Source organism: Qipengyuania pelagi, from assembly GCF_009827295.1.
Taxonomy (GTDB): domain Bacteria; phylum Pseudomonadota; class Alphaproteobacteria; order Sphingomonadales; family Sphingomonadaceae; genus Qipengyuania; species Qipengyuania pelagi.
This window is the reverse complement of record NZ_WTYD01000001.1, coordinates 515,207-529,639: the sequence shown is the minus strand read 5'-3', so window position 1 is coordinate 529,639 and position 14,433 is coordinate 515,207. Positions and strand designations below refer to the sequence as shown.

Annotated in this window: 12 protein-coding genes; 2 read left to right on the top strand and 10 right to left on the bottom strand. The window is 64.7% G+C overall.

Features of this window, described 5'->3' with window-relative positions; genetic code table 11:
* Window positions 1-209: 209 nt before the first annotated feature.
* From GRI47_RS02710 to GRI47_RS02700, 3 genes are read right to left on the bottom strand one after another with little or no spacing between them, the layout of a single operon-like run.
* Window positions 210-1,382 carry a carboxynorspermidine decarboxylase gene (locus tag GRI47_RS02710; protein ID WP_160659835.1) on the bottom strand — a complete coding sequence of 391 codons (1,173 nt, stop codon included), beginning with the start codon at window positions 1,380-1,382 and terminating at the stop codon, window positions 210-212.
* 55 nt (window positions 1,383-1,437) lie between these two features.
* Window positions 1,438-1,848 (bottom strand): GxxExxY protein, encoded by a 411-nt coding sequence (locus GRI47_RS02705; protein ID WP_160659834.1) that lies wholly within the window; start codon window positions 1,846-1,848, stop codon window positions 1,438-1,440.
* Between the two features lie 36 nt (window positions 1,849-1,884).
* Window positions 1,885-3,096, bottom strand: coding sequence for a saccharopine dehydrogenase family protein (locus GRI47_RS02700; RefSeq protein WP_160659833.1), 1,212 nt, complete (start codon window positions 3,094-3,096; stop codon window positions 1,885-1,887).
* Between the two features lie 61 nt (window positions 3,097-3,157).
* On the opposite strand from GRI47_RS02700, the gene GRI47_RS02695 reads away from it, so the two are divergent.
* The gene (locus tag GRI47_RS02695; protein ID WP_160659832.1) at window positions 3,158-4,138 is read left to right on the top strand and encodes a threonine ammonia-lyase; all 981 of its coding nucleotides are present in this window, start codon (window positions 3,158-3,160) and stop codon (window positions 4,136-4,138) included.
* 198 nt (window positions 4,139-4,336) lie between these two features.
* On the top strand, window positions 4,337-4,780 hold the full coding sequence (locus GRI47_RS02690) for an MAPEG family protein (RefSeq protein ID WP_160659831.1): 444 nt from the start codon (window positions 4,337-4,339) through the stop codon (window positions 4,778-4,780).
* A 3-nt stretch (window positions 4,781-4,783) separates the two neighbouring features.
* Here the strand turns inward: GRI47_RS02690 and trxB are convergent, their stop codons facing one another.
* The 7 genes from trxB to GRI47_RS02655 all read right to left on the bottom strand — a co-directional run bounded on the left by trxB (window position 4,784) and on the right by GRI47_RS02655 (window position 14,313).
* On the bottom strand, window positions 4,784-5,770 hold the full coding sequence (gene trxB / locus GRI47_RS02685) for a thioredoxin-disulfide reductase (RefSeq protein ID WP_160659830.1): 987 nt from the start codon (window positions 5,768-5,770) through the stop codon (window positions 4,784-4,786).
* Window positions 5,771-5,834: 64 nt separating this feature from the next.
* A complete protein-coding gene (locus tag GRI47_RS02680) occupies window positions 5,835-6,617 on the bottom strand; it encodes a tyrosine-protein phosphatase (RefSeq protein ID WP_160659829.1) in 783 nt (260 codons plus the stop codon).
* 49 nt (window positions 6,618-6,666) lie between these two features.
* The gene (locus GRI47_RS02675; protein WP_160659828.1) at window positions 6,667-7,344 is read right to left on the bottom strand and encodes a retropepsin-like aspartic protease family protein; all 678 of its coding nucleotides are present in this window, start codon (window positions 7,342-7,344) and stop codon (window positions 6,667-6,669) included.
* Window positions 7,345-7,397: 53 nt separating this feature from the next.
* Window positions 7,398-8,396 carry an L-histidine N(alpha)-methyltransferase gene (gene egtD / locus GRI47_RS02670; RefSeq protein WP_160659827.1) on the bottom strand — a complete coding sequence of 333 codons (999 nt, stop codon included), beginning with the start codon at window positions 8,394-8,396 and terminating at the stop codon, window positions 7,398-7,400.
* Window positions 8,396-9,703, bottom strand: coding sequence for an ergothioneine biosynthesis protein EgtB (gene egtB, locus GRI47_RS02665; RefSeq protein WP_160659826.1), 1,308 nt, complete (start codon window positions 9,701-9,703; stop codon window positions 8,396-8,398). Before egtB ends, egtD begins: the two co-directional genes overlap by 1 nt.
* 120 nt (window positions 9,704-9,823) lie before the next feature.
* Window positions 9,824-11,194: a class II 3-deoxy-7-phosphoheptulonate synthase gene (locus tag GRI47_RS02660; protein WP_160661275.1), complete on the bottom strand. Its 1,371-nt coding sequence runs from the start codon at window positions 11,192-11,194 to the stop codon at window positions 9,824-9,826.
* Window positions 11,195-11,340: 146 nt separating this feature from the next.
* Entirely contained in the window at window positions 11,341-14,313 is a 2,973-nt protein-coding gene (locus GRI47_RS02655) for a M16 family metallopeptidase (protein ID WP_160659825.1), read from the bottom strand.
* Between the last annotated feature and the right edge of the window lie 120 nt (window positions 14,314-14,433).

Sequence of the window (14,433 nt, the reverse complement as noted above, 5' to 3'; positions counted from 1 at the left end):
GGACCCCCTAAACAGCCCTTTCGGGCCATGAAACGACAAGCTGCCTTGCGGTTAGGAAGGGTCCTTGGGGCAGCGGGAGCGGCGCGTATATAGGCTGGATCATGAAACGCAAGTGAATACCCCAACGGTTCGGCGCAAGGTTGGGACGGATGCGGCGATGCTGAGATGCGGTGGGCCGTTCGCGCAGCGATCGCCGCCCGGAACAGGCGTCAGGAAAGCCGGTTGCGAAACTCCTCGTACCCGAATTCGCGCACGCATTCGAGCTGGTCGCTCTCGCTGTCCCACAGCCAGATCGACGGCAGCGGGACCCCGTTGAAGGTGTTGGTCTTGACCATGGAATAATGCGCCTGGTCGAGGAAAGCGACGCGCTGACCCGGCTCGCTGGGAACGGGCAGGCTGTAATCGCCGATCACATCGCCCGCCAGACAGGATGGACCGCCCAGCCTTACCGGCTGGTCGCCCGGCTGTTCGCCCAGCATGGCCGGGCGATAGGGCGCCTCGATCACGTCGGGCATATGGCAGGTCGCCGATACGTCGAGGATGGCGAAGGGCACTTCATTGGTGCCGGTATCGAGAATGGTGCCGACCAGGATGCCCGCATCGAGCGCGACCGCCTCGCCCGGTTCGAGATAGATCTCCGCGCCCGAATCCTCCTTCGCATCCTTCAGGAATTCGATCAGCTCCTCGCGCTGATAGTCGGCGCGGGTGATATGGTGGCCGCCGCCCATATTGATCCATTTCAGCTGCCCGAACCACGGCTCGATCGCGTCGAACACCTTGTCCCAGGTGTGATGCAAAGGCTCGAAATCCTGTTCGCACAGATTGTGGAAATGGATGCCGTCGATCCCTTCCATTATCTCGGGCGTCAGCTGGTCGATGGGGAAGCCCAACCGGCTGCCGGGGCTCGATGGATCGTAGCGCGGCACCTCGCCGGTCGGGACCTGCGGGTTGAGGCGCAGGCCGACATCGAAACTCTGCCCCGAGGCACGCGCGTTTTCGAGGATCAGCGCGGCCCGCTCGATCTGCTGCGGGGAATTGAAAATGACGTGGTCGGACAGGCGGACGACCTCGTCGAGATCTTCGGGCTTGTAGGCCGCACAATAGGTGCTGATCTCGCCATCGTAGAACTCGCTCGCCAGCCGCGCTTCGTAAAGGCCGGAGGTGCAGACACCGTCGAGATATTCCCCGATGATCGGCGCGGCGGAGAACATGCTGAAAGCCTTGAGCGCGGACAGCATCTTGATGTCCGCCGCGTCGCGAATATCGGCCAGCACCTGACAATTGGCGCGCAGCTTGGCGGCATCCACAACGAAGGCAGGACTGTCGACGCGCGAAAGGTCGAAATGAGCAAAAGCGCCCGGATCGCCGGCTTTGGTTTCCATAATGTTTCTGGTGCCTTTGTTTTGATTCACGCGAAGCCGCGAAGACGCAAAGCCATCATCGCTGGCGGAAATCTCCGTCATAATCGTTCACGACGCGCTTCAAGCCCTCCTTCATGGTTCCCTGCCCGAAATTCATGAGCAGTCCGAGCGGCAGGTTCATCAGGCGCAGATAGGTCAGAAGCTGCTTCGCATGAATTGGAGAAACGCGCTCGGTCGATTTCAATTCTAACGGAAGCATATCCTCCACCAGCAAGTCGATCCTGAACGCGTTGTCTACGACAACGCCATCATACTTGATCGGAACGGCAACCTGCCGTCGAACATGCAAGCCGCGCTTTTGGAGAAGGCCGGTTAGAAGCACCTCATATGCCGTTTCCAGTAATCCCGGCCCCAGGTCGCGATGCAGGTGGTATCCGCAATCGACCACGATGCGGGTGATTTCCTCCAGCCGATTGTGATCGATCATCTTCGTGTCTTCGCGGCTTCGCGTGAACCGAATCGACTAGAAGTCCACCGGCCCGTCCAGCTCTTTCACCTGCCAGGGGAGGCCGTGGTCGTTGAGCATGTCCATGAAGGGATCGGGGTCCAGCTGTTCCATGTTGAATACGCCGTCCCCGTCCCACTTGCCGGTGACCATCATGGCCGATCCGATCATGGCGGGCACGCCGGTGGTGTAGCTGACCGCCTGGTTGCCCGTCTCCTCGTAGGCTGCCTCGTGCGAGCAGATATTGTTGATATAGAACGTCTTCTCGCCCGAACCGTCCAGCGCCTCGCCGGTCGCGATGACGCCGATATTGGTGTTGCCCTTGGTCGTTTCGCCCAGCGTTTCCGGCTTGGGCAAGACGGCGGCGAGGAACTGGAGCGGGATGATCTCCTTGCCCTGATACTTGACCGGATCGATCCGGGTCATGCCGACATTCTGAAGCACGGTCAGGTGCTTGATGTATTCATCCCCGAACGTCATCCAGAACCGCGCGCGCTCCAGCTCCGGGTTGAACTTGGCGAGGCTTTCCAGCTCCTCGTGATACATCATGTACATGTTCTTCTTGCCGACGGCTTCGAAGTCGAATTCGACCTTCTTGGCCATCGCGGGCGTTTCGACGAACTCGCCGTTCTCCCAGTGGCGCGCGGGCGCGGTCACTTCGCGGATGTTGATTTCGGGGTTGAAATTGGTGGCGAAAGCCTGACCATGATCGCCGCCGTTGCAGTCGAGAATGTCGAGCTGGCGGATGGTCTTCAGCTTGTGTTTCTTGAGCCACATGGTGAAGACGCTGGTGACGCCCGGATCGAAACCGGAGCCGAGCAACGCCATCAGCCCCGCTTCCTTGAAACGGTCGTGATAGGCCCATTGCCAGTGATATTCGAACTTGGCCTCGTCCTTGGGCTCGTAATTGGCGGTATCGAGGTAATCGACGCCCGCTTCGAGGCAGGCGTCCATGATCGGCAGATCCTGATAGGGGAGCGCGAGATTGACGACGAGGCTCGGCTCGATCTTGCGGATCAGATTTACCATCGCGGGAACTTCCTCGGCGTCGATCTCGTAGGTCGCGATGTCGACGCCGGTGCGCTCCTTCACGCTCTTCGCGATGGCGTCGCATTTCGATTTGGTGCGGCTGGCGAGGTGGATATCGGGGAAAATATCCTTGTTCATCGCCATCTTGTGGACGCACACGCTGCTGACGCCGCCCGCGCCGATTACCAGGACTTTCGACATAACTTGCTTCTCCGAATTCGAATCTTGCCGGTTCCCTAGCGAAATGCGCTAGGTCCGCCAAATGATCCAATCCGAACCGCGCCCCAGCCACCAGCCAGACCGTATGCCGACCCGCGTAGGCGTCCTCGCCGCTGCGCGATCGATCGCGGAAATTCTCCCGCCGACGCCGCTGCTTCCCGTCGAGATTTCGGGCACGCGCTGCCATATCAAGGCCGAGAGCCTCCAGCCGATCGGCGCCTTCAAGATCAGGGGCGGCTGGTGGCGGCTCGTCAATCTTTCCGATGAGGAAAAGACGCGCGGCGTCGTGGCCGTGTCGAGCGGCAATCATGCGCAGGGGGTCGCCTGGGCGGCGCGCAGGCTCGAGATCGGGGCGAGGATCGTGATGCCGCGCAACGCCCCGCAGGTGAAGCTCGACGCGACACGGGCCTTGGGTGCGGAGATCGTGCTCTACGAACGGCCGGGCGAGGACCGGGACGAGGTCGCCGCCGCGCTGGTCGCCGAAAGCGGCGCCACCCTGGTCCATGCCTTCGGCGACAGCTGGGTGATCGAAGGACAGGGCAGCGCGGGTGTGGAGATCGCGGCGCAGCTTGGGCGCGCGCCGGACCGCATCCTGGTCTGCTGCGGCGGCGGAGGGCTGGCGGCGGGACTGTCGCTCGCCTGCCCCGACAGCGCGATCCATGTGGTCGAACCGCATGGCTGGGACATGGTCGGGCAAGCTCTCGAAGCAGGGGAAATCGTGCGCGTGACTGACGATCCGCCGACGACGATCTGCGATGCACTCCAGCCCGATGCGACGAAACCGATCAATCTCGCGGTGCTGAAGGATCGCGCCGAACCGGGCGTGACGGTGACCGATGCCGAAATCCGCACAGCGCAGCGCTTCGCCTTCTCCCACTGCAATCTCGTCGTGGAACCGGGCGGCGCGGCGGCCTTGGCTGCAGCGCTCGCGGGGAAGGTTCCGCTCACCGAAGACACGGTGATCATGGTGACGGGCGGCAATTGCGACCCGGCGCGGTTCGCCGAGACGCTGATTGGTCAGTAAGAACACTCCTGGATTGCCGCGCGGCTGCGCCGCTCGCAATGACGAAGACTAAGACCGCCTTTCTCGTCATTGCGAGCGCAGCGAAGCAATCCAGGGCGAGCAGGTGCAATTTCCTAGAGAAGGCATGGCGCTCGCGTCGTTAGGATTTGACAGCGTTTCGCGCGGCCCTAGGTTCGCGCGCAACAGGGAGAGAATATAATGCAGGCCCAAATGCTCGCACCCGCCGCCGTGCTGGTCGCCTGGTCGATCGTGATGCTGTTCTGGATGGCGTTCACTCGCCTCCCCGCCATGGCGAAAGGCGGCGGTCTGAAAGGCGCGAAGCCGGGCGGGCGCGGCCAGGATCTCGAAGGCGTCATCCCCGATCGGATCAACTGGAAGGCGCATAATTACGCGCATCTGATGGAACAGCCGACGCTGTTCTACGCCGCCGTGGTCATCATCGCGATCATGGGCCCCGGCGCGCTCGATCCGGTGTTCGCCTGGATTTATGTCGCGATCCGGATCGTCCATTCGATCTGGCAGGCGACCGTGAATATCGTGTCGGTGCGGTTCCTGCTGTTCCTGCTCTCGACGCTGGCGCTGATCTGCCTCGCCTGGCGCGCAGTGGCGCTGACGCTGTTCACGGACCCAACGCTGCTCTAAAAGCTACTCCGCCGCTTCGACCGCTTCAACATGGCCGTCGAGCTCGATCTCGAGCCCGGCCAGGAAGCGTTCGGCGTCGAGCGCCGCCATGCAGCCCGTGCCCGCCGCGGTGACGGCCTGGCGATAGGTGTGGTCCATCACGTCCCCGCAGGCGAAGACGCCGGGGATTTCGGTGCGCGGCGTGCCCGGCTCAACGATCACATAGCCGCCATCGTCGAGCGGCAGCTTCCCTTTGACGAGGTCCGTCGAAGGGGCATGGCCGATCGCGACGAAGGCGCCGTCGACCTTCAAATCGCTGCTCGAGCCATCGACCGTGTCCCGCAGCGCGAGGTGGGTGAGCCCGCCCGCCAGCGGATCGCCTTCGAAGCTCTCGACCGCCTTGTTCCAGAGGACGGTGATCTTGGGATGCTTGAGCAGGCGGTCCTGAAGAATTTTCTCGGCCCGCAATTCGTCGCGACGGTGGATCAGCGTCACGTCGTCGGAATGGTTGGTGAGGTAGAGCGCTTCCTCGACCGCAGTGTTGCCGCCGCCGATCACGGCGACCTTCTTGCCGCGATAGAAAAACCCGTCGCAGGTCGCACAGGCCGACACGCCCTTGCCGCCCAGCTCCTGTTCGCCGGGCACGCCCAGCCATTTCGCCTGCGCGCCGGTCGCGATGACGATCGCATCGCCGATATATTCATCGCCGCTGTCGCCCACCGCGCGGAAGGGAGAGCCATTTTCGAGATCCACCTCGACGATGGTGTCCCACATCATCCGCGTGCCGACATGTTCGGCCTGCGCCTTCATCTCTTCCATCAGCCAAGGGCCCTGCACTACGTCGCGAAAGCCGGGATAATTCTCGACATCGGTGGTGATCGTGAGCTGTCCGCCGGGCTGGAGGCCCTGGACCACGATCGGCTCCATCATCGCGCGCGCGCCATAGATCGCGGCGGAATAGCCCGCCGGGCCGGAACCGATGATGAGGAGCTTGGTGCGATGGGTGGCCATGAAAAATCTCGTGCGAAAGTCTTGAATAGGATGGGCGGCTATATGGGAAGCGGCGCCGCTTTTGTCACGCCAGGTAGCGTTCGCGCAGGCTTTCGCGCAATGCGTCGTCCACACCTATCTCGGCTTCAAGCCAGGCGTCGAGCGATCCGTGCTTGTCGCTGACGATCTCGTGGAAGCGGTCGAGATAGTCGCCATGCACTTCGAGAAGGGCCCGAATGCCCTCCTCGTCTAGCGTGCGGCCCAGTCGCGCCTCGATCCCCGGCACGGACTGGCGGCGCAGCACGTCGATTGTCGGCGCATCATTGGTGCGCAGGAATTCGGCGCGCTGGTCCGCCTCGCTCACGCCGAGGATATGCAGGACCAGCGTCGCCGCGATCCCGGTGCGGTCCTTGCCCGCGAAACAATGCACGAGGCTCGCCCCCTCGCGCTCGACCAGAGCGCGCAGATAGCGCGCGAACATGGTCTGCATCGCCGGGTTGACGGGCATCCGCGTATAGACCGCCAGCATCCGCTCGCGCGCGAAGGCGGCGGTGGTGGTATCGGGCGTGATGTCCATATGCGGCGGGCTGGAACTGGTCTCGCCATCGTAGAACAGCACCTCCCCATTCCAGCCTTCGACCCGGCGACAGGGATTGCGCGCCCGCTCACCCTCCCCGCGCAGATCGATCACCGTGCGAATGTCGAGCGCGGCGATGGCGGCGAGGTCCTCGTCGCTCGCCTCGACATGCTGGCCGGAGCGGTACAGCAGGCCGGTGCGAACCGTCTTGCCATCGGCACCCGGCCAGCCGCCGAAGTCGCGGAAATTGTGGATGCCTTCGGTGATGAGAAAAGGATCGGGAGTCTGCATTAGACGCGCGTGGCAGGTCGCAGCCCCGCGGACAAGCGCTGCGCGGCTATCAGGCCCCGCCGCGATCCTCCGCGTCGGGCACGAGGATCAGCGTGTTGTCCTCGACCCGCCAGCTCGACAAGCGCGACAGCACGTTCATTCCCAAAACATTGGTGCGGCCCAGATTGGGCGCGATCACCACATCGATGCCCCGCGCCTCGACATTGCCGAAACTCAGCGAATCCGCACTCGCGATCGACGCGTTGATAGGGCCGTTTGCCGTGGTGATCCTGACCGGAATGCCGCCCCGGCGCGGCTCCAGCCCGGCGGCCTCTGCGACGCCCTGCGAGACCGCCGTGACCGTCGCGCCCGTATCGACGAGGAAATTGGCCGGCACGCCGTTCACCTCCGCCTCAAGCCAGAAATGCCCATCGGGCGAGAGCGGCACGCGCGTCTCGCCGCCGGCCACGACCTGTTCGGGCAGGCCGATTTCCGGCACTGCGATATCGAGGCGCGGGTCCATGCGCGACAATTGCAGCACCACCGTCACCAGCACGCCCACCAGCGCCACGGTCGAAGCGGTGCGGATCAGCCGCCCACCGGGCACGCGGGCGCGCACCAGCATCGAACCGATCCAGCCGCCCACCATCGCGGCGAGCGCGATCATCAGCAATTCGAACCGCGGGACGGCGCGCACGATCTGGGCGATCGCATCGAAAGCGGAAGCTAAAGCGGCGGAAAAATCCATGGCTTGTCGCTACCCCGAACGGCCTGCCGAAATCCTGAACGATAAGCGCGCGATCAGGGAGCGTTGCGCGGCTCGCTCGCCTCGGCGAGGATCAGCGAGAATTGCTTCTTGCTGTCGCGCCAACGCTTGCGCGGCGACCAGCCCGCCGCCTGCAACAACAGGTTCGCGCTGCGGCGGGTGAATTTGTGGCTGTTCTCCGTGTGGATGGTCTCGCCTTCGGCCATCGCGAAAGACTGGCCCGAGATTTCGAATTGGATGGCCCGCGTCGCCACCAGATGCATTTCCACCCGCGCCATCCGGTCGTTCCAGCGCGCTTCGTGGCGCAGCGCATCGATGGGAATAGTGCCCGACAGCTCGCGATTGATCCGCCGCGCGAGATTGTAGTTGAATTCCGCCGTCACGCCCGCCGCATCGTCATAGGCCGCTTCGAGCACGGCCGGGTCCTTCACCAGATCCATCCCGATCAGCAGCATTGGCTGAACCCCGTGATCGGCGCGCAAGGTCGCGCGCATCGAGCGCAGCAAATCGACCGCCGTGCGCGGGACCATGTTGCCGATCGTGGAGCCGGGGAAGAAGCCGAGCTTGGGCAGCCTATCGATCGCATCGGGCAGATCGACTTCGCGCATGAAATCCGCCTCAATCGGATAGACCGGGAGGCCGGGGAACTTTGCCGAGAGCTCGTCCGCCGCCTGGCGCAGGAAATCGCCCGCGATATCGAGCGGAACATAAGCCGCCGGATCGATCGCGTTGAGCAGCAGTGGCGTCTTGACCGAACTGCCCGATCCGAATTCGACCACCGCCCGCCCCTTGCCGATCGCCGCGGCGAATTCGGCACCGCGCGCGGTCAGGATTTCGGCTTCGGCGCGGGTCGGATAATATTCGGGGATCTGCGTGATATCCTCGAACAATTGCGATCCCGCATCGTCATAGAGCCAGCGGGCGGGAATCGCCTTCTGCCTATGCCCCAACCCTTCGAGAACGTCCGCCCGGAACGCGCGATCGACCCCCTGCTCGTCCAGATCGACGAGCGCGATGCCCCCTTCGCTTGCCATCAGATATCCTTTGCGAGCCTTAAGCCGGTGAATTGCCAGCGTTGGTGCGGGTAGAAGAAATTGCGGTAGGAGGCGCGCGAATGGCCGCGCGCCGTCGCGCAGCTTGCGCCTTTCAGCACGAACTGCCCGCTCATGAACTTGCCGTTATATTCGCCCACGGCGCCCTCGGCAGGCCGGAAACGCGGATAGGGTAGATAACCGGACCGGGTGAATTGCCAGCAATCGCCGAACAGGTCGGTGCCCCCGACGGGAAGCGGCGGTGCGGCGCGATCCAGCTGGTTGCCGCCTGACGGATCGTGAGCGGGTGCTGCGCCCTCTTGTCCGCGCGCGACGGCCTCCCATTCGAACTCGGTCGGCAGGCGATGACCAGCCCAGCTCGCATAGGCATCCGCTTCATAATAGCTGATATGCGTGACGGGCGCGTTCGGATCGCGCTTTTGCCAGCCGGAATGGGTGAAATGGCGGTCTTCCTCCCAATAAGAGGGAGTGCGGACCCCGTTCTGGTTCACCCACGCCCAACCGTCCGACAGCCACAGCGATGCGGTCTCGTATCCTCCGTCGCTGATGAAATCGGCCCATTCGCCGTTCGTGACGAGGCGATCGGCGAGCGCGAAGGGTTCGAGCAGGACGCGGTGGACCGGGCCTTCATTGTCGAAGGCGAATCCGTCCGCCTGATGACCGATCCTCGCGATCCCGCCGGGATGGGTGTGCCAGCCCAAGTCGGACTTGTGTGCCTCCGTCAACGCATCATCGCCCTGCCACATCGCCGGGCCGAGCGGATTCTGAAACAGAGCGTGCTTGATATCGGTCAGCAGCAATTCCTGATGCTGCTGTTCATGCGCGATGCCGAGTCGGATCAGCGGCTCATGCTCAGGGTTTTCCAGCAGCGCGCCCATCGCCTCTGTCACATGGGCGCGATAGGCGAGGATCTCGTCCAGCGTCGGGCGGGACAGCATTCCGCGCGAAAAGCGGGCGATCCGCTCCCCTTCGGCCTCGTAATAGCTGTTATGGATGAAGGGCCAGCGCTCGTCGAACAGCGTGTAGCCCGGCGCGTGTTCGCGCAGCAGGAAGGTTTCCCAAAACCACGTTGTATGCGCTAGATGCCATTTGGCGGGCGAGGCATCTTCCATCGACTGGATCGTGGCGTCCGCATCGCTGAGCGGCGCGACCAGAGCTTCGCTCAGCGCGCGGGTGTCGGCAAAGGAGCTGGCCAGATCAAGAGCGGGATCAGGCGCGCGATCAGGCGCGCGATCAGGCGCTGGGGCACCCCGGATATCCGGTTGGGAACGGGTCTGGATTTGGGCCATGCTCGTGCCCCCTTTGCGTGTCTGCGCCCGCGGGATTCGCACGGGCCGACGCCTACATGGCGAACGAAACCCGAACGCGAAAGGGAAAGCACGGAATTTCTTCGCAAATCTTAACCTTGGTTAAGCCGCCGCGCGTCGCTCCGCCGCTTCCTCGTTCAGCATTTCCGCCAAAAGGAAGGCGAGTTCGAGCGATTGCGCAGCGTTGAGGCGCGGGTCGCAATGGGTGTGATAGCGATCGCCCAGCGCCTCGTCGGTGATGGCGACCGCGCCGCCGACGCATTCGGTCACGTCCTGCCCCGTCATCTCGACATGGATGCCGCCGGGATGCGTCCCTTCCGCACGGTGCACGGCGAAGAAATCGCGCGCTTCGCGCAGGATGCGGTCGAAGGGGCGCGTCTTGTAGCCGCTGTCCGATTTGACGACATTGCCGTGCATCGGATCGCAGCTCCACACCACCGGATGCCCTTCGCGTTGCACCGCGCGCACGAGCGGCGGCAGGCCCGCCTCGACCTTGTCGTGGCCGAACCGCGCGATCAGCGTGATCCGACCCGCCTCGCGATCCGGGTTCAGCGTGTCGAGCAGGCGCAGCATCGCGTCGGGCTCGAGGCTCGGCCCGCATTTCATGCCCAGCGGATTGCCGATGCCGCGCGCGAATTCGACATGCGCGCTCCCCTCGAAGCGGGTGCGATCGCCGATCCACAACATATGCGCGCTGGTATCGTACCAGTCGCCGGTCAGGCTGTCCTGACGGGTCAGCGCCTGCTCGTAGGGAAGCAGCAAAGCCTCGTGGCTGGTGTAGAAACTGGTGCGTTGCAATTGCGGCACCGTTTCGGGGTCGACGCCGCACGCTTCCATGAAGTCGAGCGCCTCGCCGATCCGGTCGGCGACGTCGCTGAAGCGGTCCGCCCATGGGCTGCGGCCCATGAAGTCGAGCGTCCAGCGATGCACCTGCCGTAGATTGGCGTAGCCGCCCCCGGCAAAGGCGCGCAGCAGGTTGAGCGTCGCGGCAGCCTGCGAACAGGCGCGCACCATGCGCTGGGGATCGGGCACACGGCTGGCGGCATCGAACCCGATCCCGTTGATATTGTCCCCGAAATAGCTTGCCAGCGTAACCCCGTCCTGCGTCTCGGTCGGCGCGCTGCGCGGCTTGGCGAATTGGCCCGCCATCCGCCCCACCTTCACCACCGGGCGCTTGCTGGCAAAGGTCAGCACGACCGCCATCTGCAACAGGACGCGGAAGGTGTCGCGGATATTGTTGGGATGGAATTCGGCGAAGCTTTCCGCGCAATCGCCACCCTGCAACAGGAAGGCGCGCCCCGCCGCCACCTCGGCGAGGTCTTCCTTGAGCGCGCGCGCTTCGCCAGCGAACACCAGCGGGGGATGCGAGGCGAGCGCTTCTTCCGCCGCCGCCAGAGCTTCCTGATCCTCGTAAGCCGGCAAGTGCCGCGCCTCGGCCTGCTTCCAGCTATCGGGGCTCCACGCCTCAGTCATAATCTTTTCCATCATCTCGGATACGGTCCGCTACGCAAGACCAGCGCGGTGCCTTGCGCAAACAGGTTTTGCTTGGCCAGCCGAAAAGGCCGATTGCCGTGATCGAGCGCGACGGCCTTGTCGCGCTGCGGTTTGTCAGTCCGCTCTCAACGCCCGCCGCGCTGCGTTGCCTGTCCCGCCTTCGCGGTGGCGAGGGTCTGACCCTGCGGGATCACGGCCAGCCGCCACCCTTCCCTACCGCCGAAATATTCCTGCGCCAGCGCCTGCATCGCCTGCGGAGTGGTGCGCGAATAATCGTTGAGGAGCGAACGCAACAGCCCGATCCGGCGCGGGTCCTGCGTGCTGCCTTCGAGCTGGAACAGCCAGAACAGATTCCCGGTCGACGCGCGCGAGATATACTGGCGCAAGGGCTCGGTAACGCGCTCCAGCTCGTCCGCCGTGGGCGGCGTCGCGGCGAGATCGCGGGCGATCCGGTCCGCTTCCTCGAAGAAGATCGGCACGTCCTTGGGCTGCAACTGGGCCAGCGCGCTGATCCGCCCGCCGCCCGCAATGTCGCTCGGCCATTCGCTGCGCACATTGGGCGCATAACTCGCCCCTGCACGCTCGCGCATCGCATCGAGCAGGCGGTTGTTGAACACCTGGACGAGGATTTCGAGCTGACGCGATTCGCGCAGATCGGTGACCCCGCCCCCGCTCGGCCAGGCGATAACCGCCGCGGCCTGATTGGCGTCGCCGCGATGATACAGCACTTTCGTTTCGCCCGCTTCGGGGAAGCCGGGGACGCGCGCGGCGACGTCCTGCGCCAGGCCTTCGCGCGGCTGCAAGGCGCCGAAGCTTTTCGCCAGCGCCTCCACCGCAGCCTCGCGCTGGAAATCGCCGAACACCAGCACTTCGACCGGCCCCTGTTTCAGGATCGGCTCCCAGAATGCGCGGAAGCCTTCGGGAGTCGCAGCCTCGATCGCGGCCAGATCGGGCGTCGCATAGCGCGGATCGCCGTCACGGATCGCGCTGTCGAGATCACGGCCCAAGACGCCCGCCGGGCTGGTGAAGTAGCTTTCATAAGCCAGCCGCGCCGCTGCCTTGGCGCGCAGCACCGGGTTCGGGTCCCAGCGCGGCATCGCCAGCTTGGCGGCGAAGAGATAGAGCTGATCCTCCAGGTCTTCCGCGCGGGTCTGGGCGAAGAAGGTGAAGCCCCCTTCGTCGATCGCGAAGTCGAAGCCCATCTTGCGCCCGGTCGAGATGCGATCGAGTTCGTCCTGGCCGAGTTCGCCGACGCCCGAACCGACCAGCGCCATCTGGCCCAGCCGCGCATAGACCGCATCGTCCGGCCCGACGGATCGATATCCACCGCCGAAGCGAACCTTTACCGCCACGCGGCCCGGTTCCGCATCGTTCGACCACAGGATCGCCTTGACCCCGTTGGCGAAATCCACCCGCTCGATATCGAGCACGCCGAGCGGCTGCGCCTGGGTGATTTCACCCGGCTCACCGATAACAGGCTGGTCGGCAAAGGAAATCTCGCTCGCCGTGACGCGCGCGCTCGCATCCGGTTCGACCGGCGCGGTCAGCGCAGTGCGCAGGGCAGCGGCATCCGCCTCCCCTGCAGCAGGTGTCGTATAGGCCGCGCGAATGACCGGCCCGCTGAACAGAGCCCGCGTGTGCTCGAGAATCTGTTCGGGCGTGATCGTGTCCTTCATGCCCCGGAATACCGTCAGCACGGTTTCGGGCGCGGCGACCGCCTCGCGGATGTCGACCGCCTGGACGATGTCGTCGGCCAGCCTGCCGCCTGCGAGAACAGCACGCTCCTCGACCGAGCTGACGAACACCTGTTCGAATTCGGCGATCTCGCGCGCCAGTTCCTCTTCGCTCGGCGGCGTGGCGAGCGCGTCGGCGATCACGCCCCGCACATCGGTCAGCGCACCGCGCCAGTCCTCGCCGATCGGCGCGAAGCTGACGAAGGTCGCGTCGGTGGAGCGGCTGACATCGTCCTGCTGGACCTGGGCGTAAAGGTAGCTGCCGCCGCCCCGCGCCCGCGCCTCCAGTCGGCGATTGATCAGCTGCTGCGCGAGCGAATCGCGCAGCAGGCCCTGATTATAGGCGATGGTGTCCTGCACCGGCCGCCAGGGCCGGAGGACGGCGTAGGTGAAGGAGCGCGGCAGATCGGGTTCGACCGTGACGGCGGTCTCGCCGACCGGGTTGGCGGGATCGGCCCCGGCGGGCGCGACCGGGTCGCCGAAATCGGGGGCAGCAACCGCCTTGCCGCTCCCCTTCCAGTCGCCGAAATATTTCTCGATCTCGGCGGCGAGAACCTCGGGATCCATGTCGCCGACCGCGACGATCACGGTGTTTTCCGGGCGATACCAGCGCTTGTAGAAGTCCGAGACGCTGCGTCCGCGGGCCGCGCCCAGCGTCTCGGGCGTGCCGATCGGGCTGCGGCTTGCGAGGCGCTGTCCGGCGAACAGGGTCTTGCGCGTGGCATCGCCGCTGCGCTGCGCCGCGCCGCCCCGCTCGCGCATTTCGGCGAGCACGATCGGCACCTCGGCGCGCACATTGGCATCGCTGAGGACGGGCGCGCGCACCATGCCGGACAACAGCTTCATGCTTTCGTCCAGCTTGGCTGCGTCGATATTGGGCAGGTCGAGCTTGTAGACCGTATGCGTCGGCGTGGTTTCGGCGTTGGTGTCGCTGCCGAACGTCGCGCCCAAGCGCTGCCAGGTCGGGATGGCCTGGGCCGGGCCGAGATATTTGCTCTCGCGGAACAGCATGTGTTCGAGAAGGTGGGCATAGCCCAGCTCGCTATCGCGTTCGTGCAGCGACCCGGCATCGATCCTGACCCGGATGGAAACCTGATCCGGCGGCACCCCATTGCGGCGCACGGCATAGCGCAACCCGTTCTTCATCTTGCCGAACAGCCATTCGGGATCGCGCGGCACGTCGCTGCCTTCGTAGATCCACGGTGTTGCGTCCCCACGCTGGAGCGCTGTCGGTGTTGGAAGCGCAATGGCCGGAGCAGTCGCCGCCGCCTCCACGGACGGTTGCGCCGCCGCGTGGGGCACGGCGAGAGCGGACAAGGGAGCGAGGAAGGCGAGGCGCCGGACGGCACGCGCAAGAAATGTCATGGAGCCTCTATAGGGATCGCCGCGGTGAAGCGCGAGTGAATGCCCGATATTTCCGACGAGATGTTAGGGACCGGCCAATCGCCCGCCCTCGCGCCTTGTAGCTTCGGCGCCCCCTGCCTA